At 66.0% G+C, this 20354-nt stretch carries 18 protein-coding genes; 9 read left to right on the forward strand and 9 right to left on the reverse strand.

What is annotated here, in order from left to right; genetic code table 11:
• Positions 1 to 31: 31 nt before the first annotated feature.
• The 5 genes from treY to glmS all read right to left on the reverse strand — a co-directional run bounded on the left by treY (position 32) and on the right by glmS (position 8714).
• Positions 32 to 2356, reverse strand: coding sequence for a malto-oligosyltrehalose synthase (gene treY, locus OM977_RS14775; protein ID WP_264354673.1), 2325 nt, complete (start codon positions 2354 to 2356; stop codon positions 32 to 34).
• A complete protein-coding gene (gene glgX, locus OM977_RS14780) occupies positions 2353 to 4791 on the reverse strand; it encodes a glycogen debranching protein GlgX (protein ID WP_264354674.1) in 2439 nt (812 codons plus the stop codon). The genes treY and glgX overlap by 4 nt, the downstream gene beginning before the upstream one ends.
• An 89-nt stretch (positions 4792 to 4880) precedes the next feature.
• Positions 4881 to 6395: an NAD(P)H-hydrate dehydratase gene (locus OM977_RS14785; RefSeq protein WP_264354675.1), complete on the reverse strand. Its 1515-nt coding sequence runs from the start codon at positions 6393 to 6395 to the stop codon at positions 4881 to 4883.
• Positions 6396 to 6469: 74 nt separating this feature from the next.
• Positions 6470 to 6817: a holo-ACP synthase gene (locus OM977_RS14790; RefSeq protein ID WP_264354676.1), complete on the reverse strand. Its 348-nt coding sequence runs from the start codon at positions 6815 to 6817 to the stop codon at positions 6470 to 6472.
• Positions 6818 to 6821: 4 nt separating this feature from the next.
• A complete protein-coding gene (gene glmS / locus OM977_RS14795; RefSeq protein WP_264354677.1) occupies positions 6822 to 8714 on the reverse strand; it encodes a glutamine--fructose-6-phosphate transaminase (isomerizing) in 1893 nt (630 codons plus the stop codon).
• A 135-nt stretch (positions 8715 to 8849) separates the two neighbouring features.
• Here glmS and coaA point away from each other — a divergent pair, with 135 nt between their 5' ends.
• Together coaA and OM977_RS14805 are read left to right on the forward strand one after the other, a co-directional pair.
• Complete coding sequence (coaA, locus tag OM977_RS14800; protein ID WP_264354678.1) at positions 8850 to 9815, forward strand: type I pantothenate kinase; 966 nt, start codon at positions 8850 to 8852, stop codon at positions 9813 to 9815.
• 5 nt (positions 9816 to 9820) lie between these two features.
• On the forward strand, positions 9821 to 10729 hold the full coding sequence (locus OM977_RS14805; RefSeq protein ID WP_442960659.1) for a M15 family metallopeptidase: 909 nt from the start codon (positions 9821 to 9823) through the stop codon (positions 10727 to 10729).
• On the opposite strand, the gene OM977_RS14810 is transcribed toward OM977_RS14805, so the two are convergent.
• The 4 genes from OM977_RS14810 to rplM form a co-directional block, all read right to left on the reverse strand.
• Complete coding sequence (locus OM977_RS14810) at positions 10720 to 11619, reverse strand: glycosyltransferase family 87 protein (protein ID WP_264354679.1); 900 nt, start codon at positions 11617 to 11619, stop codon at positions 10720 to 10722. The genes OM977_RS14805 and OM977_RS14810 overlap by 10 nt on opposite strands.
• A gap of 88 nt (positions 11620 to 11707) precedes the next feature.
• Positions 11708 to 13069, reverse strand: coding sequence for a phosphoglucosamine mutase (gene glmM, locus OM977_RS14815; protein ID WP_264354680.1), 1362 nt, complete (start codon positions 13067 to 13069; stop codon positions 11708 to 11710).
• A 149-nt stretch (positions 13070 to 13218) separates the two neighbouring features.
• Positions 13219 to 13725, reverse strand: a complete 507-nt coding sequence (gene rpsI, locus OM977_RS14820; protein WP_264354681.1) for a 30S ribosomal protein S9 — start codon at positions 13723 to 13725, stop codon at positions 13219 to 13221.
• A 38-nt stretch (positions 13726 to 13763) separates the two neighbouring features.
• Entirely contained in the window at positions 13764 to 14207 is a 444-nt protein-coding gene (gene rplM / locus OM977_RS14825) for a 50S ribosomal protein L13 (protein WP_015937805.1), read from the reverse strand.
• A gap of 307 nt (positions 14208 to 14514) precedes the next feature.
• Here rplM and OM977_RS14830 point away from each other — a divergent pair, with 307 nt between their 5' ends.
• The 7 genes from OM977_RS14830 (at position 14515) to OM977_RS14860 (ending at position 20348) form a co-directional block, all read left to right on the forward strand.
• Complete coding sequence (locus OM977_RS14830; protein WP_264354682.1) at positions 14515 to 15180, forward strand: prepilin peptidase; 666 nt, start codon at positions 14515 to 14517, stop codon at positions 15178 to 15180.
• A gap of 170 nt (positions 15181 to 15350) precedes the next feature.
• Positions 15351 to 15554, forward strand: coding sequence for a Flp family type IVb pilin (locus OM977_RS14835; protein ID WP_264354683.1), 204 nt, complete (start codon positions 15351 to 15353; stop codon positions 15552 to 15554).
• A gap of 85 nt (positions 15555 to 15639) precedes the next feature.
• On the forward strand, positions 15640 to 16020 hold the full coding sequence (locus tag OM977_RS14840) for a TadE family protein (RefSeq protein WP_264354684.1): 381 nt from the start codon (positions 15640 to 15642) through the stop codon (positions 16018 to 16020).
• The gene (locus OM977_RS14845) at positions 16008 to 16916 is read left to right on the forward strand and encodes a pilus assembly protein TadG-related protein (protein ID WP_264354685.1); all 909 of its coding nucleotides are present in this window, start codon (positions 16008 to 16010) and stop codon (positions 16914 to 16916) included. Before OM977_RS14840 ends, OM977_RS14845 begins: the two co-directional genes overlap by 13 nt.
• 11 nt (positions 16917 to 16927) lie before the next feature.
• Complete coding sequence (gene cpaB, locus OM977_RS14850; protein WP_264354686.1) at positions 16928 to 17644, forward strand: Flp pilus assembly protein CpaB; 717 nt, start codon at positions 16928 to 16930, stop codon at positions 17642 to 17644.
• A complete protein-coding gene (locus tag OM977_RS14855; RefSeq protein ID WP_264354687.1) occupies positions 17641 to 18840 on the forward strand; it encodes an AAA family ATPase in 1200 nt (399 codons plus the stop codon). Before cpaB ends, OM977_RS14855 begins: the two co-directional genes overlap by 4 nt.
• Entirely contained in the window at positions 18840 to 20348 is a 1509-nt protein-coding gene (locus tag OM977_RS14860) for a CpaF family protein (RefSeq protein WP_264354688.1), read from the forward strand. The genes OM977_RS14855 and OM977_RS14860 overlap by 1 nt, the downstream gene beginning before the upstream one ends.
• Positions 20349 to 20354 lie beyond the last annotated feature (6 nt).

Raw genomic sequence — 20354 nt, forward strand, 5'->3', positions numbered from 1 at the left:
TCCGTTCCCCATGTCGGTGTTTCAGGTGTGCTTAGGCGGTGGGCACCAGCAGGGCGACCGGGTAGGTCGCCAGGATCTGCCCCACCTGGACCTCGCCGGGGCCAAAGGACCGGCCCGTCAGCTCGTCGGTCATGGCGGTGTCCAGGCGGATCGCAGTGTCCTGCCAGCCGCCCTTCTGCTCCAGTCCGCGCGGCAGCCGGGTCGCGAGCGTAAGGGCTCCCGCCGAACCGCCGCCGCGGTTGAACGCCAGCAGATGCCCTGCCGCCGGACCGGAGGCTGTTACCGGCGTGTAGCCGGTGAAGAGTTCCGGCCGGTCGCGGCGCAGGCGAAGAGCCCGCGAGGTCACCAGCAGCTTCGCCGTTTCGTCCAGGAACGACGCCGGCCGCTCGCCGGCGTCGAGCGCGGCCAGGGCCCGCTTCCGGGCGTCGAAGCTGAAGGGGCGGCGGTTGTCCGGGTCCGTCAACGACCGGTCCCAGAATTCCGTGCCCTGGTAAACGTCCGGGACACCGGGCATGGTCAGCTGAACCAGCTTGGCGCCCAGGGCATTGGCGGCACCGTACGGGTCCAGCTGTGCCACCAGCTTCTCCAGTTCGGCGCGCACCTCGGCGTTGTCGAAGGCGGCGTCGACGACGGCCGTGAGCTTTTCCTCAAAGCCCGCGTCCGGATCCGTCCAGTTGGTCGAATTGCCCGCCTCGCGGGCAGCCTTCTGCGCATAGGACTGCAGCCTGTCGCGGTCAGCCGGCCACGCGCCGGCGATTGCCTGCCACAACAGGTTGGCCAGCGGACCGTCCGGCAGCGGCGCGAGTTGCTGCAACCGGGTGAGGGATGCTTTCCATTCGGAAGCCAGCTCCGCGAGCACCGAAATCCGGGCGCGGGTGTCCTCGCTGCGTTTTGTGTCGTGGGTGCTGAGCGTGGTCATGGACAGCGGAAGCTCCGCCTGGCGGCGTGCCATCCGGACATGGAACTCCTCCGGCGCGACGGCGAACTCCGTAGGATCCGCCCCGACCTCGGTGAGGGTACCCAGCCTGGTGTAGCGGAAGAACGCTGTGTCTTCCACACCCTTAGCCATGACCATGCCGGAGGTCTGCTGGAAACGGCGTCCCAGTTCCTCCTCCGCGTCCAGCAACAGCGGCAGCAGCACGCCGACGGCGGTGTCCAGTTCAGGACGCCGCCGGACGGCAAGCTCGCAGGCTTCCTTCAGGACTTCGGCGCCGGTCGGCAGGTAGCTGCGGTAGACCGGGAAGGCCGCGATGATTTCGGACAGCGCATCAGCGGCGGCCTCAACCGAAAGGCCGGCTCCGGCTGGCACCAGGCGGGCAAGCCGGAGCATCTCCGAGTGCAGGATACCGTCCGTGATCCTGCGCTTGGTGCCGCGGATCATCTCCTCGTAGTCGGCGGCCTGGCCGCCGCGCAGCTCGGTGTCCAGCGCATCCAGCGGTCCCTGGCCGGCGGCGTCGATGAAGACCCTGTCCACGTCCGCCAGGGCGTCGTAGCCGGTGGTGCCTTCGCACTCAAAGCTGGGCGGAAGCGTTTCCCCGGGCTCGAGGATCTTCTCGATCAACAGGTAGCTGCCGCCGGTGACCTTACGCAGCCGGCGCAGGTAGCCTTCCGGGTCGGCGAGACCGTCCGGGTGGTCGATCCGCAGCCCGTCCACCAGTCCCTCGCGGAACCAGCGCACAATCTCCTCGTGGGCCTCGTCGAAGACCTCCGGGATCTCGACCCGGATGCCGGCGAGGCTGTTGACCGCGAAGAACCGGCGGTAGTTCAGTTCGTTGTCCGCCCGGCGCCAGCCGATCAGCTCATAGTGCTGCCGGTCGTGGACCTCGCGGGGGTCATCGGCAGTGGAGTCACCTGCGGTGTAGCTGCCTTCGGCGAGCGGGAAGCGGTGGTCGTAGTACCGCAGCTCCCCGTCACGGATCTCGAGGGCGTCGAGGTCGGAGTCGTCCCCGAGCACGGGGATCCGGATGCGGCCGCCGCCGAAGTCCCAGTCGACGTCGAACGCCTGGGCGTAGCGGGACTGCTGTCCCTCCTTGAGGAGCGACCACCACCACGGGTTCTGGGCGGGCGTTGCCACGCCCACGTGGTTGGGCACGATGTCGACGAGGACGCCCATGCCGGCTTCCCGGGCGGCGCGGGAGGCCGCGATAAGCCCCTCGGCGCCGCCGCGGTCAGGGTCGACGACGGCGGGATCGGTGACGTCGTAGCCGTGGTCCGAGCCCTGTTCCGCTGTCAGGATCGGCGACAGGTAGATCCAGTCCACGCCGAGCGACTTCAGGTACGGCACCATGTCGGCGGCGTCCTGGAGCGTGAAGCCGGACCGGATCTGCAGCCGGTAGGTGGATGCGGGCGTCCTCACTTGGCCGGTCCCTTCCGGGTCCTGGGCTTCTTGGTCTCCGACTTTTTCGAGGCGGATCCCTTCGTTGTGCCCTTTGCGGCGCTCTTGGTATCGCCCTTGCCGGAATCGTCGGCGGAACCCTTGGCGGGCTCCTCCGCAGCCGGGGTTTCCGGGGCCGCTTCGGCCTCCGGAGCGGGTGCCTCGGCGGTCGCTGCACTCTCGGGGGCCGGCGTTTCGGGCGTCTCCGGAGGAGCTACTGCCGCAGCAGCAGCGCCTTCCTGATGCTCGTCCTCATGCTCAGCCATGGCGGCCAGGGAAGCGGCCGCGGAGAAGTCCACTTCCACCTCAGGGCCCGAGTAGGCGCGCAGCACCACGAGGGACTTGGCCGCCAGCTGCAGCACGGATCCTGCCTTGACGGGATGTTCCGTGTCGGCCTGGTCGGCGGTGTCCACCAGGACATCCCAGAACGGCGAGTACTCCTCGGCCGGCAGCTGGAAGTCCACATTGTCATCGTGGGCATTGAAGGCCAGCAGGAAGCTGTCGTCGGTAATCCGTCGTCCGCGGGAATCCTGTTCCTGGATTCCGTGGCCGTTGTAGAACACGCCGATGCTCCGGCCGAAACCGCTGTCCCAGTCCTCGGGGAGCATTTCCCTGCCGTCGGTGTTCAGCCAGACGATGTCCGGGAGCTTCTCGCCCTCGCCGCGTCGCACGGGGCGGCCGTCAAAGAAGCGGCTGCGCCGGAAGGTGGGGTGGTCGTGGCGAATCTTGTTGACCACCGCGGTGAACTCCACGAGGGGCTGGTCCATCGCATCCCAGTGAATCCAGCTCAGTTCGGAGTCTTGGGCGTAAGTGTTGTTGTTGCCTTGCTGCGTGCGGCCCAGCTCGTCGCCGTGCAGCAGCATCGGGACACCCTGGGAGAGCAGCAGCGTGGCGATGAAGTTTCGCTGCTGGCGGGCGCGCAGGGTGAGCACCTTTTCGTCGTCGGTGTCCCCTTCGGCGCCGCAGTTCCAGGACCGGTTGTGCGATTCGCCGTCGTTGTTGTCTTCGCCGTTGGCGTCGTTGTGCTTCTCGTTGTAGGAGACGAGGTCGCGCATCGTAAAGCCGTCGTGTGCGGTGACGAAGTTGATCGAAGCGACGGGGCGGCGGGCGGAGCTCTCGTAGAGGTCCGCGGAACCGGTAAGCCGGGAGGCAAACTCGCCGAGGGTCGAGGGTTCGCCGCGCCAGAAGTCACGGACAGTGTCGCGGTATTTGCCGTTCCACTCGGTCCACTGCGGCGGGAAGTTGCCCACCTGGTAGCCGCCGGGACCGACGTCCCACGGCTCGGCGATCAGCTTGACCTGGGAGACGATGGGGTCCTGCTGGATGAGTTCGAAGAAGGTGGAGAGCTTGTCCACATCATAGAATTCGCGGGCCAGCGTGGACGCGAGGTCAAAGCGGAAGCCGTCGACGTGCATTTCCGTCACCCAGTAGCGCAGGGAGTCCATGAGCAGCTGCAGGGAGTGCGGGTGCCGGACGTTCAGCGAGTTGCCGGTGCCGGTGTAGTCCATGTAGTGCTTCTGGTCGTCGTCGACCAGGCGGTAGTACGCGGCGTTGTCGATGCCCTTGAAGGACAACGTGGGGCCGAGGTGGTTGCCCTCCGCGGTGTGGTTGTAGACCACGTCCAGGATCACTTCGATGCCGGCCCTGTGCAGCTCGCGGACCATGGCCTTGAATTCCTGGACCTGGTGCCCGACGTCGCCGGAGGAACTGTAGGTGTTCTGCGGGGCAAAGAAGCCGATGGTGTTGTAGCCCCAGTAGTTATTAAGGCCCTTCTCCACCAGCGTGCCGTCGTTAACGAATTGGTGGACCGGCATGAGCTCGATCGCCGTGACCCCAAGCTTCTGGAGGTGCTCGATCACGGCCGGGTGCGCCACACCGGCGTAGGTGCCGCGCTGCTCTTCGGGGACCTCGGGGTGCAGCTCCGTCAGGCCCTTGACGTGTGCCTCGTAAATCACCGATTCGTGGTACGGAATGCGCAGCTGGCGGTCGCCGTCCCACTCGAAAAACGGGTTGATGACGACGCCGTGCATCGTGTGCGGCGCGGAGTCGCTGTCGTTGCGCGAGTCGGGGTCGCCGAACTCATAGGAGAAGAGCGCCGGGTCCCAATCGATCTGGCCCTGGACGGCCTTGGCGTAGGGGTCCATCAGCAGTTTGTTGGGGTTGAAGCGGTTGCCGCGATCCGGTTCGTACGGTCCGTGGACGCGGTAGCCGTACTTCTGTCCGGGCTGGATGTGCGGCAGGTAGCAGTGCCAGACGTAACCGTCGATCTCGGTGAGTTCGATCCTGGTCTCTGTCAGGTCGTCGGACAGGAGACAAAGCTCCACCCGTTCAGCGCGTTCGCTGAACAGGGCAAAGTTTGTGCCGGTGCCGTCAAAAGTGGCTCCCAACGGATAAGCCGATCCGGGCCAGACTTCCATGTGTTCTCCTCATGCGATGCGGACAATCTCTAGACAGACTACTGGTAAGTAGGGTTACTATCCCTGTCGGCGCGGTTTTGTGACCTTCGTTACAACTCCCGCAGCACGGCCGGGAGGGCCTGGGCGATGGCGCTGGCGGTCACGGGTCCTCCGGCAGAAGCGCGGCTTCCGGCCCGGCCGTGCAGGCTCGCAGCCATCGCGGCAATCCCGGCCCAGCGGTCCCGGGACGCAATGCCGTGGGCGGCGAACGCCTCCTCCGTGCCGGCGAGCTGGGCCAGCAGCGAACCGAGCACCCCGGCGAGGACGTCCCCGCTGCCGGCCGTAGCCATCCACGGCGTCGCCTCCGCCTGGCTGAAGACCTCTCCGGCCGGCGCCGCGACGAGGGTGGTGGCGCCTTTGAGCAGCACCGTGGCGCCGGTAAGCCCAGCCGCCCGGCGCACCGCGGCGAGTGGCGCGTCCTCCACGCTGTCCCGGCCGGATTCGGCGCCATACCTGCCCAGCAGGGCTGCCAGTTCCCCGGCGTGCGGCGTGAGGACCGTCTGTCCGCTGAGCTTGCGCGGCAGGGCGGGCAGGGCGCCGGCGTCGGCCACAATGGGCAGCCCGGTGGCGGCGGCCTCACGGACCCGCTCAAGCTGTTCGGAGGCGCCGTCGTCAAGCCCGGGACCCAGCAGCCAGGCTTGGACATGGGTATCAGCGGGGCCCTCCGGGGCGCAGACGACCTCCGGGCAGGCCCGCCGGACCAGATCGGCAACCCCGGGCGGGCCCAGGTAGCGCACCATGCCGACGCCGGAGGCCAGGGCGCCCTGGCAGGCCAGCACCGCGGCGCCGGGATAACGCTCCGAGCCGGCCACAATGCCGAGGACGCCGCGGGAGTATTTGTGGGAGCGCCGTTCGGGGCGGGGCAGCAGCCGCGCCAGGTCGTCGGCTACAAGCCTGCGCAGGTCCGGTTCCGGCAGATGGGTCTCGATCCCGATCGGGACCAGCTGCACGCGCCCGGAAAAATCCGCGCCCGGGTCGGTGAGCAGTCCGGTCTTCGTGGCTCCAAAGGTCACTGTCAAATCGGCCGGAAGGACGGGGGCCTGGGCCTTCCCGGTGTCGGCGTCGACGCCGCTGGGAATGTCGCACGCCACGACCAGGCGTGGCCGGGACCGCGCAAGTTCCCGGATCAGGGCCGCCGCAGGTCCCCTCAGCCCGCCCTGTGCGCCTGTTCCCAGGACGGCGTCAATGAGGACATCGGCGCGTCGGGCCGCGGCGGACAGTTCCGGCACGTTCTCCGCGGTCAGGCGCACTGCCCGGCCGCCGGCCTTTTCAAAGGCCGCAAGGCCCTCGGGGTGGGCGTCCGCCGACGTGAGCACCGCCGTCGCGCTCATGCCGCGGCCGGCCAGCAGCGCGGCGGCAAACAGTCCGTCGCCGCCGTTGTTGCCCTTGCCGGCAAGCACCGTCACGCTCGCGCCGTAGCGGCGCTGCCCCCGGCGGAGCAGCTCCCGGACGACGGCGTTGGCCAGTCCGTAGGCGGCCCGCTGCATGAGAGCAGCGCCCGTACCAGATCCCAGCAGCGGCTTTTCAGCCTCGCGTACTTGGGTTCCGGTATAGGCGCTGATCATGGTTTCAATCCGTTCGCGGTACAGGCGCTCTGGAAATCGCTGTGGAAATGCCTTTCCTGCTCAGGCTGGCTTGTTCAGCCTTCGGCCAGGACCGTGGCGGTGGCGATCCCGCCGTCGTGGCTCATCGAGAGGTGCCAGCGCTTGACGCCTTTCAACTCCGCCACGGCCAGTACAGTGCCCTTCACCTGGATTGTGGGGCCGTTCTGGTCCAGGCCGATCCAGCAGTCCTGCCAGTTCATTCCGGCAGGAGCCCCGAGGACCTTCGCCACGGCTTCCTTTGCGGCAAATCGCGCGGCCAGCGACCGGGTGTTCAGTTCGCGTTCCGCGGGGACGAACAACCTGTCGCGCAGCCCGGGGGTGCGCTCCAGTTGCCGGCCAAACCGTTCAATGTCTACGACGTCTACGCCGATCCCAACAATCATGCGGCTATTCTACGGTCACGCTCTTGGCCAGGTTGCGCGGCTGGTCCACGTCGTATCCCTTGGCGGAGGCAAGTGCGAGGGCGAAGATCTGCAGCGGGACCGTGCTGAGCAGCGGGGCCAGCAGCGGCGGCGTCTCCGGGATGTAGAAGACGTGCTCGGCGTAAGCCTGGACCGCTTCGTCGCCTTCTTCTGCGATCACGATGGTCTTGGCACCCCGTGCCCGGACCTCCTGGATGTTGGAAACCACCTTGGCATGCAGCGAGTCCCGGCCGCGGGGCGAGGGGACAACAACGAAGACCGGCTGGCCCTCCTCGATCAGCGCGATCGGCCCGTGCTTCAGTTCACCGGCGGCGAAGCCTTCAGCGTGAATGTAGGCGAGCTCCTTGAGCTTGAGGGCACCCTCCATGGCCACCGGGAATCCGACATGGCGGCCCAGGAACAGCACGGACTTGGCATCGTGCATGGAGGCGCCGAGTTCCTTGATCTGGGCTTCGTTATTCAGGATTTTCTGGATCTTGGCCGGGATCTTGGCCAAGTCCGCCAGGATGTCCTTGATCTCGCCCTGGAACTTGTTGCCACGCAGCTGTGCCAAATAGAGGCCCAGCAGGTAGGCGGCTGTGATCTGCGCCAGGAACGCCTTCGTGGAGGCCACCGCAATCTCCGGGCCGGCGTGCGTGTAGAGCACGGCGTCGGACTCGCGGGGGATCGTGGATCCGTTGGTGTTGCAGATGGAGACCGTCTTGGCGCCCTGCTCCTTGGCGTAACGGACGGCCATCAGGGTGTCCATGGTTTCGCCGGACTGGGAGATCGAGACGATCAGGGTGTTCTGGTTGACGATCGGATCACGGTAGCGGAACTCGTGGGAGAGCTCCACCTCCGTGGGGATCCGGCACCAGTGCTCGATGGCGTATTTCGCGACCTGGCCGGCATAGGCGGAGGTGCCGCAGGCAAGGACGATGATCTTGTCGACGCTCTTGAGCAGCTGCGGGTCGATCCGGAGCTCGTCCAGCGTCAGTTTGCCGTGGATGTCGGAGCGGCCCAGCAGAGTCTGCAGGACGGCGTCCGGCTGGTCGTGGATTTCCTTTTCCATGAAGGACGGGAAGCCGCCCTTTTCCGCCGACGCCGGGTCCCAGTCGACCTTGTACTCCTTGCCCTCCGCGGGGGCGCCGTAGAAGTCGGTGATGTCCACGGTGTCGGCGGTGATGGTGACAATCTGGTCCTGGCCGAGTTCGACGGCGCGGCGCGTGTAGTCGATGAAGCCCGAGACGTCGGAGCCGAGGAAGTTCTCCCCCTCGCCGAGGCCCACCACGAGCGGTGAGTTCCGGCGTGCGGCCACGACGACGTCGGGCTGGTCGGCGTGCACGGCAAGAAGGGTAAAGGCGCCTTCAAGACGCTGGCAGGCAAGCTGCATGGCCTTGGTGAGACCGCCGGCGGCGGGGTCGCCGGAGAGCTGGTTCCGGTAGATGTCGCCCAGCAGCGCGGCCGCGACCTCGGTGTCCGTCTCGGAGCGGAACTCCACGCCCTTGCCCAGGAGCTCCTGCTTGAGTTCGGCGAAGTTTTCGATGATGCCGTTGTGGATCAGCGCCAGCTTCCCGCCGTCGGCCAGGTGCGGGTGCGCGTTCTGGTCCGTCGGGCCGCCGTGGGTCGCCCAGCGGGTGTGACCGATGCCGGTCACGGATTCCGGGAGCGGGTTCGCGTCCAGTTCGGTGATCAGGTTGCTGAGTTTTCCGGACTTCTTGCGCGAGGAAATGGTTCCGTCCGACACGACGGCGATGCCGGCCGAGTCGTAGCCGCGGTACTCGAGGCGGCGCAATCCTTCAAGGACAACGTCCAGGGCATTGTGTCCAGTATTTGTCCGGCCAGCGGAGTGGCCTACATATCCAACGATTCCACACATGGTCTCAAGCCTAGCTGGTTTCGCGAAGAGGAGACGTAGGAGGAGCCGGTGTGACGGGCGTTCCGCGTCCTTCCGGCCGGGCATGGCGGGCCCTTCCATTTCGCTCTCAGCCCCGCGAAGGGCAGAATCTCTAGGGTGACTTTGCAACGCAATGAAGCGAACGGCGACGGCGTCTCCCCGTTCGTGGAGCTGGACCGGCAGACCTGGTCCCGGCTCGCTGCCCAGATGGAACAGCCTCTTAATGAAGAGGACGTGCTCCGGCTTCGCGGTCTCGGCGATCCCCTCGATATGAAGGAAGTCCGCGAGGTCTACCTCCCCCTGTCCCGGCTCCTGCACCTGTATGTGGAGGCGGCCGGCCAGCTGCATTCCGCAACCACCACGTTCCTGGGCGAGAAGACCCAGCGCACGCCGTTCGTAATCGGCGTCGCCGGTTCGGTCGCGGTTGGGAAGTCAACGATTGCCCGTGTGCTCCGCGAGATGCTCCGCCGCTGGCCCGGGACCCCAAACGTGGAACTCATCACCACGGACGGCTTCCTCTATCCGCTGGCCGAGCTCAAACGCCGGCAGCTTCTGGAGCGCAAGGGCTTTCCGGAGTCCTATGACCGCCGCGCCCTGCTCCGCTTCGTGAGCGAAATCAAGGGCGGTGCCGAGGAAGTCCGGGCCCCCTGGTACTCGCACGTGACCTACGACATCGTGCCGGGCAAGGAAGTTGTGGTGCGGCGTCCTGATGTGCTGATCGTGGAGGGACTCAACGTGCTGGCCCCGGCCCGGCCCCGGCATGATGGCCGGCAGGGCTTGGCCCTGAGTGACTTCTTCGACTTCTCGATCTATGTTGATGCCAAAACGAGCTACATCGAGGAGTGGTACGTGGACCGTTTCCGGAAGCTGCGAACCACCGCCTTTGCCCAGCCCGAGTCCTACTTTCACCGCTACGCCACACTCTCCGACGGCGAGGCCGAGCAGACGGCCCGCGAAATCTGGAAGCGCATCAACGAGCCGAACCTGGAAGAGAACGTGCTGCCAACCCGGGGGCGGGCGCAGCTGGTCCTCACGAAGGACGCCGACCACTCCATCCGTCGGATGCTTCTGAGGAAGGTTTAGCACAGGTGTGCCACGACCGTGCCGCCGGGCAGGAACCACGCCCGGACTCCGGACCGGCCGGCCCCAGCCGGCGGGCTTTCAGCCGCATGCTGATGGCCGGTTCCGGGCTTGCCGCCCTTGCCGCCTGCGCCCCGGAAACGGCTCCCCCGCCGTCGTCAGCTGCCAGTTCGGCCACGTCCACGGCGGCCCCGGCGCCGAGCGCCAGCCTGTCGCCCGCCTCCCCGGTAAGCCCGGCTGCGAGTTCGACAGCGGCGTCCGCGGCCGCCGCACCCGAGCCGGCACCGCCCGCCACAAGCACGCCTGCGGCGCCGCGGCACTCCCTCGATGACCCGGCGAGTCCGTGGGTTGTCGTCAACAAGCACCGGCCGCTGGCGCCCTCCACGTTCAAGCCGGCGGACCTCGTCACCCCGGCCGTACGCCTCGCCGTCGCCGGTGAGGCATCCCTGCTCAACAGCACGACGGCGGCGGCCGCGGAGAAGATGTTCGCCGCCGCGGCCACGGCCGGCGTGATCCTCACCCTGGCCAGCGGGTACCGTTCCTACGTCACGCAGGCGGCCACGTACAACGGCTACGTCAAATCGCGGGGACAAGCCGCAGCGGACACCGCCTCCGCCCGCCCCGGCTATTCCGAGCACCAGACCGGCTGGGCCTTTGATATCGGCGACGGCAGTGGGGCCGACAGCTTCCAGCCCCAGTTTGCCCAGCGGCCGGCAGCGGTCTGGGCACAGGCCAACGCCCACCTGTTCGGCTTTGTGGTGCGCTACCCCTGGATGCTGCACGAGATCACCGGATATTACTACGAGCCCTGGCATCTGCGTTATATCGGGCCCGAGGCCGCCACCGAGATGAAGACAAGGGGCATTGCGACGCTCGAGGAGTACTTCGGCCTGGAAGCCGCCCCGGCCTACCTGTAACTTTCAGAGGAGGCAGGTTCCGCCTTCCGTGTGGCCATCCCGGAAAGTCTGGGCACCGCGGCCAAGATCGTCCAAGGGATATAGCCGACAAGTACTGGGGACGCCAGGACCATGGCGGGAGCTATGAATAGCGGCCATTGCTTTCGTGCCCCGATCACCACCAACGCTATCGCGAGCAGGCACCGCAGCAGGAAGCTTGCGCGGCTGTCCGGTGTCCCCTCCCGATGCTCGAAGAGAAATTGCAGCCACGCCTGCCATCCGGTGGGATCCAATGCATACGAAACAAGCACGATCAGCGCCAGTGCGCCCGCGCCCTGAAGGAGTCGGCGCCACTCGCCGCGCGCTGCAAACCAGAGAAGTCCAACTCCGGCCGTCACCTTTGTCAGGATGGGAACGGTCCACATCGCAGGTTTTTGCAGGCCGACAACAGCGGCAGCGGCGAGCAATATATAGATGTTGCCCACGACGAGCTCGGGCAAACAGAGCATAAAAGTCGGGATCGACCATCGAAGCTGCAGCGGCTTTAGCAGCCAAATAAGAACTGCTGCTTCCAGGCAGACCCACAGCACCAAAAAGGCCGGCCAGGGGAGCATGGCCAGAGGCCGAATTACCGCGATGAAGGCCGGGGAGTAAAGGTAGGCGTCTTTTTGGCCCGGCGCCCGGCCGTAAACAAGGTCGCCCTGGGCCGCAAGCCAATAGGCATGCGTGTCTATCCCGACTGGGCCATCGAAGGCTGCCGCTTTGAGGGACAGAAAGGCAATAAACAAACCAAGCGGCCATATCAAAATAACCGCCAGCCTCATGAACAGCGGATATTTCAACGCGAAATCAGACCAGCGGCTCGTGGGCGCGCGCGTGTCAACTACTTGCGTGCCGGAAAATTTCCCCATGCTCCGATGATCCCATGCCGCGCCTCGCCGGAACTTTCAAAAACACGCAAGATTTACCGTGGATCAGCGCAGCAGGCAAGGCTGCCGCTCACTCCGGAACGAGCGCCAGCGCCAGTTCGGTCCGGACCACCTGGGCAAGGCGTTCAGCCACGGCTTGGGCGGTCTCCTCGTCTCCGGCTTCGACCATCACGCGCACCACGGGCTCGGTGCCGGAGGGACGCAGCAGGACGCGTCCGGTGTCACCCAGCTCGGCCTCGGCACGGGCGACAGCCGCGGCCACGGCCTCGTCGCCGTTCACGCGGGTGCGGTCGACACCCGTGACGTTGATGAGGACCTGCGGCAGCTTGGTCATGACCGTGGCCAGTTCCTTGAGGGGAAGACCCGTGAGGGCCACCTGGGCGGCGATCTGGAGACCGGTCAGGACGCCGTCGCCTGTGGTTGCGTGGTCGGCGAAGATGACGTGGCCAGACTGCTCGCCGCCAAGGTTGAAACCGCCCTCGCGCATGCCCTCGAGGACGTAGCGGTCCCCCACGCCGGTCTCGCGCAGGCTGATACCGGCCTCGCGCAAGGCGATCTTGAGTCCGAGATTGCTCATGACGGTCGCCACCAGGACATTGTCCTTGAGCTTCCCCGCGGCTTTCAGTGCCACTGCAAGGATGGCCATGATCTCGTCGCCGTCAACCTCGTTGCCCTCGTGGTCCACCGCGAGGCAGCGGTCCGCGTCTCCGTCGTGGGCAATGCCCAGGTCGGCGCCATGCTCCAGCACGGCGCGCTTCAGCGGCCCCAGGTGGGTGGAGCCAACGCCCTCGTTGATGTTGTGCCCGTCGGGTTCGGCGCCGATCACCACGAGATCCGCGCCTGCGTCCTTGAACACCTGCGGGGAACAGCCGCTGGCCGCTCCATGGGCACAGTCCAGGACAACTTTGATCCCGTCCAGGCGGTGCGGCAGCGTGCCCAGGAGGTGCACGATGTAGCGGTCCTCAGCGTCGGAGAAGCGCTGGATCCGGCCCACTTCGCCGCCCACGGGACGGAAGGGCTCCTTGCCGAGCTGCTCCTCGATGGCGTTCTCGACGTCGTCGGGCAGCTTCTGGCCGCCGCGGGCGAAGAACTTGATCCCGTTGTCGGGGGCGGGGTTATGGGAGGCGGAGATCATTACGCCGAAGTCCGCATCCAGGTCGGCCACCAGGTAGGCGGCCGCCGGCGTCGGGAGGACACCCGCGTCATATACGTCGATGCCGGAACTGGAGAGCCCTGCTTCCACGGCGGCAGCGAGGAACTCGCCGCTGGCACGCGGGTCGCGGGCGACCACGGCGCGGGGGCGCGCTCCGTTGGCAGCGCGGTCGTGTCCCAGCACGACGGCGGCGGCCTGGGCCAGCTGCAACGCCAGCTCCGCAGTCAGGAGGCCGTTCGCCAAACCTCGGACACCATCTGTTCCAAATAATCTCGACATCGGATCAAGTTTAGTCGATGAGGGCGGACATTCGGCCCTTGCGGAGCCATCCGGCGATCTGGTTCTGCGTTGATTCGCGCCGTTGAACCGGTTTAACGGCGAAAGCCCGCCCCGCCACAAGGACGGAACGGGCTTTCGTGCAAGCGGATTTAGCGCTTGGAGTACTGCTGAGCCTTACGGGCCTTCTTGAGACCAGCCTTCTTGCGCTCGATGACGCGTGCGTCGCGACGCAGGTAACCGGCCTTCTTGAGGGTGGCGCGGTTGTTCTCGGTGTCGATCTCGTTCAGTGAACGGGCGATGCCGAGGCGCAGGGCGCCGGCCTGGCCGGAGATGCCGCCACCGTGGATGCGGGCAATGACGTCGTAGGCGCCGTCAAGATCAAGGATCTTGAAGGGCTCGTTGACGTCCTGCTGGTGCAGCTTGTTCGGGAAGTAGTTGTCCAGCGCGCGGCCGTTGATGGTCCACTTGCCGGTGCCGGGGACGATGCGCACGCGGGCAACAGCTTCCTTGCGGCGGCCAACTGCTGCGCCGGCGACCGTGAGGGCCGGGCGTTCCTTCTTCGGCGCTTCTGCTTCCACAGGACCGCTTTCCGAGGTGTAGCTGGTCAGGTTTTCCTCAGCCACAACGGCCTCGGTGGTCTCTTCGTTCTGAGCCACGATTCTCCTTGTATAGATAAGTTGTTTGGTGGCCAGGACTACTGGGCGACCTGGGTGATTTCGAAAGTCTTGGGCTGCTGAGCGGCGTGCGGGTGCTCTGCACCGCGGTAGACCTTCAGCTTGCCCAGCTGCTGGGCAGCCAGGGAGTTCTTGGGGAGCATGCCCTTGATGGCCTTCTCCACAGCGCGGACCGGGTTGGATTCCAGCAGCTCTGCGTAGTTGACGGAGGTCAGGCCGCCCGGGTAACCGGAGTGGCGGTATGCGCGCTTCTGCTCCAGCTTGGCGCCGGTCAAGGCAACCTTTTCAGCGTTGATGATGATGACGAAGTCGCCCATGTCCATGTGGGACGCAAAGGTGGCCTTGTGCTTGCCGCGCAGCAGGATTGCGGTCTGGCTCGCGAGACGACCAAGGACAACGTCTGTGGCGTCAATGACATGCCACTGGCGGTTGATATCGCCGGGCTTCGGGGTGTACGTACGCACGGTGTTTGCCTCGTTCTTGTTCTGGCGTTCTTGTTTTAGGCGTCACACGGGGGTGCACCTACTATCTATGCGCTACCGGAACAGAGGTGAGGGCTCCATGTAACCAGTCGTCCTATGGTCCCGAATGTGCACGATGAGTAGCTATCCTGCAACCGGATTCTCATACGGGCACGCATCATCGGAAAGGACACGCACAACGACTACCAAGAATAGCGGAAGAGCGGCCATTGGGTCAAAATGGGGTGTCCTCGTGCATCGTGCACGGTCAGCCCGGCCTGCCGCCCGCTGTTCCAGCCAGGGAGTCTTCGTGTCTTTAACAGGTATAGCAGCCAGCGCCGGGCCGCTGCTTGCCCTCGCCGCGGGCCTGTTCGGCCTGCTCGCCGGGATGCTGAGCGAGCTGGTGATCGCCAGCTCCCTCCCCCGGCTTGGCGCCCTGCCGGCCAGAAGGTCAAGAATCACGACGGCGGCCCTGACCGGTATTCTCTGCGCCGCACTGGCGCTGCGATTCGGAATGGACTGGTCGCTGCCGGCCTTCCTGGTGCTGGGAGTGTTGGCCGTCCAGCTGGCCCGCATTGACCTGGTGCATCATCTCCTGCCAAACCCGCTGGTCGGCGCCCTGCTCCTCGCCGGCCTGGCGCTCTTGGCGGTAAGCAGCGCCGTCACGGCCGGCTGGTCCGATCTGCTCCGGGCAGCAGCCGGCGCCGCCGTCCTGTTCGCCGTCTTCCTGATCTTTGCCGTTGTGTCCCCAAAAGGCTTAGGAATGGGCGACGTCAAGCTCGCCGCACCCGTGGGCCTGTATCTGGGTTACCTGGGCTGGGGCCAGCTGTTCTACGGCGGTGCCCTCGGCTTCGTCCTCGGCGGTGTGTTCTCGTTGATTGCGATGAGGCGAAAAAGTCCGGAGAAACCCGCCGAGGTAGCCTTCGGTCCGTCAATGCTGGCGGCCGCCCTGGCGCTCGTTTTGTTCACGTCCTAGCAGTCCGAGGATTCCGTCGCCCACCGCCAGCACAAGGCAAACGCAGGAACGGGTCGGAAGGCAAGCCTTTGCGCAGGTTCGGCGAAGCTCCGGCCGGAAGCGCCTCTTCGCGTCCTAACGTGGAATATGTGCTGGCGCTGGGCCAGCCGCTTCTACCTCCAGGGGTCACAATGTTCGCTCGTCTGGCAGCAAGCCTGCACACGCTCGGTTTCACTCTCCAGTCCCGCCTCCGCAATGAGGAAAAGGGCGCCACGGCCGTCGAATACGGCCTCATGGTCGCCCTGATCGCCGTGGTCCTCGTTGTCGGTGTTGGTGCCTTCGGCTCTTCGCTGAACTCCTTCTTCACAACCCTCTTCTCGGATCTCAAGCTTTAGTCAGATTGAGCTAAGCAACTGACCCTCAGGGGAAGCTCCGCGGGTGCAGGCGGCCGCTGCGCACCCACGCCTCAAGAAAGTAGCAATGGAACGATCAAGGTCTGACCGCGGCGCCGCCGCGGTCGAGTTCGCACTGATCGTTCCATTGCTACTTTTGCTTTTGCTTGGGGTTGTCGAATTCGGCCGGGTTCTCAACGCCCAGCTCCAGCTCAGCGCCGCCGCCCGTGAATCGGTACGAGTCATGGCCATCCAGAAGCAGCCCGCTACCGCCGTTGGCGCGGCGATTGCCGCGGCTCCGAACCTCCGTCCCCTTCTAACAGCAGGGAACATCCAGGTCACGCCGGCTTCCTGCGGGGCCACTTCGGATGTGACGGTGACCATCACCTACTCCATGGATCTCCTGTCTGGCCTCTTCGCTGACGCCATTCCGCTCACTGGACGGGCGGTCATGCGATGCGGCGGCTGACCGGCGGAGAAGACGGCGCCGTGGCCGTGATCACGGCGCTCCTCATGGTTTTCCTGCTGGGCATAACCGCAATTGTGGTTGACGTCGGCTTGATCTACGCCGAGCGGTTCCAACTGCAGAACGGCGCCGACGCCGCCGCGCTTGCCATTGCGCAGGACTGCGCCGTGGGCAACTGCGCCAACCCGGGTGCCGCGGCCACCTCACTGGCCGGGAAGAACTCCCATGACGGCGTCTCGGCGGCCACAGCCGTCATTTCCGGGAAGTCCGTTACAGTTCGGACCAGTACCGCCACCCCGGACGGCGGCAGTGCCGTTCGGCACTGGTTCGCCCCGGTTCTGGGCATAGATTCCACGAAGGTTGAGGCCGTGGCGAAGGCGTCCTGGGGCAGCCCGTCCAAGGCGTCGGTCTTTCCTTTCACAGCCCCCCGCTGCATGTTCAATTCGGCTCCCACGGACGTTGAGCTCTGGATTACCAGTACCTCCACTTGTACCGGTGCCGGTGGCAAGACCCTACCTGGCGCTTTTGGGTGGCTCGACGAAGACGAAAAGAAGAGCTGCAGGGCCTCTGTCGACGTCGACCAAATCATTGAGGGTGAGCCGGGTAAGAGCGGACCGCAAAACTGCGATGTGGACGGTAAAGTCATTCTTTTGCCGGTATACGAAAGCGCGTCCGGACAGGGAAACAACGTCTCCTATGTCATCGACGGTTTTGCCGCCTTCAAAGTCACGGCTCACAGCTGGCCCAATCAGTCCATATCCGAGACGGGCTGCAATAAATGCACGGGCATCAAAGGAAAATTCATCACGCTGGTCTCCCTCGAAGATCTCCAGTCGTTCGGCGTTGAAGAGCTGGGCGGGGAGTCACTCAACGCCTTCTTCGTCTCACTAAGCCTGTAGGAGCCACCACCTTGAATAGCAGAGTCCTGGCAGCCGTAGCCGCCACTGTGCTGGCAATCGCCGGGAGCTTCCTGCTGATCGCCTACACCAACGGCGCGGAGAAGCGCGCCTTAGCAGGCGTCCAGACCGCCGAGGTATTCATCGTCAGCGCGGAGGTACCGGCCGGCACGCCGGCCGACGTCGTACTGCAGAGCGCCAGCAAGCAAGCGGTGCCGGCCAAAGCCGTGCCGGCTGACGCCGTCACCGATCCCGCAGCCATCGGCGGTCTTGTCACAACGGTGGACCTGGTTCCCGGCGAGCAGCTCCTTAGCAGCAGGTTCCAGGACCCGGCAACCATGCAGACGCCGGGAACCGTCGCGGTGCCGGCCGGGATGCAGGAAGTATCGATCCTCTTGGCGCCGCAGCGCTCCGTAGGCGGACAGCTGCAGGCCGGGGACACAGTGGGGGTCTTTGTTTCCATGAAGACGCCGCCGGAAGTCACACATCTGACCCTGCACAAAGTCCTCGTCACCGCCGTGCAGGGAACCCCCGCCGCGGCTGATCCGGCCTCGGACGCCAGCTCCGGCGCCGCGTCCGAGGACGTAATGATCACCCTCGCGCTGACCGCAGCCGATGCCGAGAAGGTGGTCTATGGCCAGGAATTCGGGACGATTTGGCTCTCCGACGAGCCCTCTACCGCAGTGCAAGAGGGCACCCGCGAGCTGACCAGGGAAGGAATCTACAAGTGAGCCGCTACGTAGTCGTATCGGATGACCCCGGCCTGCCCGGCCGTCTGCAGACCGCCGCCGCGGGCCACTTGGCAGGCGACGTCCACCAGTGGCAGGGCAGCAGGCTTCCGGTGCGCCCGGCCGACGTTCGCAGCCAGCTGGAACGGCCGGCAGACCTCGACGTCCTGATATTGGGCCCGGGGATGCCTCTTGACCTGGCTCTGGCGCTTGCGGCGGCCTTCGACACGGAATTTCCGGACGTAGCGGTGCTCCTGGCAGCAAGGCCGGACCCCGACGTCGTGCTCTCCGCGCTGCGTGCCGGAGTTCGCGACCTGCTGGAGCCGGACGCCGGCGCAGCCGAGATCGCGGCCCTGCTGCACCGCGCGGTGACGAGCGCCGCCCGGCACAGAACTTCGCCGCTAAATCAAGCCCAGACCAAAGTGACTGCAGGGCGGATCATCGCCGTGGTTTCACCCAAGGGCGGCGTCGGGAAAACGACCGTCGCAAGCAACCTAGCCATAGGCCTCGCCAAATCGGCGCCCCACGGCACTGTCCTGGTGGATCTGGACCTGCAGTTCGGCGACATTGGCAGCGCCCTGGCCATCACCCCGGAACACTCGGTTTCCGACGCCGTGCACGGACCCGCACGGCGGGACACGATGGTGCTCAAGACGTTCCTGAGCGCCCATCCGAGTGGCCTCTACGCCCTTTGCGCTCCGGAGTCGCCGGACACGGCTGAGGAACTGACCGGCGAGGACGTCACCCACCTGCTGGAACAACTGGCCAGCCAGTACCGCTACGTCGTGGTGGACACGGCCCCGGGCCTGTCCGACACCACGCTGGCTGCCCTGGACAAGGCCTCAGACTTCGTTTTCGTCAGCGGTCCGGATGTGCCGGGCGTCCGGGGCATGCGCAAGGAACTGGACGTGTTGGCCGAGCTGGGGATGCATCCGCTCAAGCGGCACATGGTCCTCAACGGCGCGGATTTCAAGGCCGGCGTCTCGCTGCGCGACGTGGAAACGGCGCTCGGAACCAGTGTGGATGTGGTGATTCCGCACTCCCGCGCCGTCGCCCTGTCCACCAACCAGGGCTCGCCGCTGCTCAACGGAACCGTCCGCGGACCGGCCACCAAGGCCCTGCAAAAACTACTCGCCCGCTTTGTCGCCCCCATCGCCCCGCCGCGCCGGTTCGGGCCACGCCACCGGGTAGGAGCCTGATGAATCTCGCCCAACGACTGCAGGCTGCCCGCGGCACTGCCGTGCAGCCTGTTCCCGACGCGCCCGCAAGCCAGGCTCCCCCGCTGCCGGCACCGGCACTGGCACCCGCCAAGACTGTGGTGGACGCCCGCCCCGTGCGAGCGCCGGTCACCACCCAGCCGTCTCCCCCGCGCGCCACCGGCAGTCCCCGGAAACCCGCAGCGGCGGATGCCCCGGCACGGGACGCCCTGGCCAAGCTGAAGGACCGGGCCGGTGCCATCCTGTTCGAGAGGTTGGGTACCCGGCTGATCGACACCTCCCTGACCGAAGACCAGCTGCACGCCCTGGTCCAGCAGGAGCTGATCGAAGTGGTCGAGGCCGAGGAAGTGCCGCTGACGAAGGATGAGAGGCAACGGCTGATCAAGGGCGTCAGCGACGACGTCCTCGGTTACGGGCCGCTCCAGCGGCTGCTCGACGACGAAAGCGTCACGGAGATCATGGTCAACGGCCCGGACATGATTTATGTGGAGCAGGACGGCAAACTTACCCGCAGCAGGGTCCGCTTCGCCTCCGAGGCACATCTCCGCAAGGTCATCGAACGCATTGTGGCGCGCGTGGGACGTCGAATCGACGAGTCCTCCCCGCTGGTCGACGCGCGCCTGGCCGACGGATCCCGGGTCAACGCCGTCGTACCGCCTCTGGCCGTCAACGGATCGTCGTTGACCATCCGCAAGTTCGCCACCGACCCCTTCCAGGTCCACGACCTCATTGGCTTCGGCACCCTGTCCCCGGAAATGGCCGAGCTCCTCAACGCCTGCGTCAAAGCCCGGCTGAACATCATCGTCTCAGGCGGCACCGGGACGGGTAAGACCACCCTGCTCAACGTGCTGTCCTCCTTTATCCCCGAGGGCGAACGCATCGTCACCATCGAAGACGCGGTAGAACTCCAGCTGCAGCAGGACCACGTAGTGCGCTTGGAGAGCAGGCCCAGCAATATCGAAGGAAAGGGTGAAATCACCATCCGCGACCTTGTCCGGAATTCCCTCCGCATGCGGCCGGACCGGATTGTGGTGGGTGAGGTCCGCGGCGGCGAGACCCTCGACATGCTGCAGGCCATGAACACCGGCCACGACGGTTCCCTGTCCACCGTGCACTCAAACTCCCCCCGTGACGCCATCGCACGCCTCGAAACCCTCGTCCTGATGGCCGGGATGGACCTGCCCCTCCGCGCCGTCCGGGAACAGATTGCGTCCGCCGTGGACGTCATCGTTCAACTCACCCGGTTGCGTGACGGCACCCGCCGCGTCACCCACGTCACTGAGGTGCAGGGCATGGAAGGAGAGGTTGTCACCCTCCAGGACGCGTTCGTGTTCGACTACAGCGCGGGACTCGATCTCAACGGCCGGTTCCTCGGCAAGCCGATGCCCACCGGAGTCCGTCCGCGCTTTACGGACCGGTTCAAGGAGCTCGGCATAGAGCTCTCGCCCGAGGTCTTCAACCCTGCTCCCGCAACGGAGCGGGTCCGGTGACGGCGG

The organism is Pseudarthrobacter sp. MM222 (assembly GCF_947090775.1).
GTDB lineage: Bacteria > Actinomycetota > Actinomycetes > Actinomycetales > Micrococcaceae > Arthrobacter.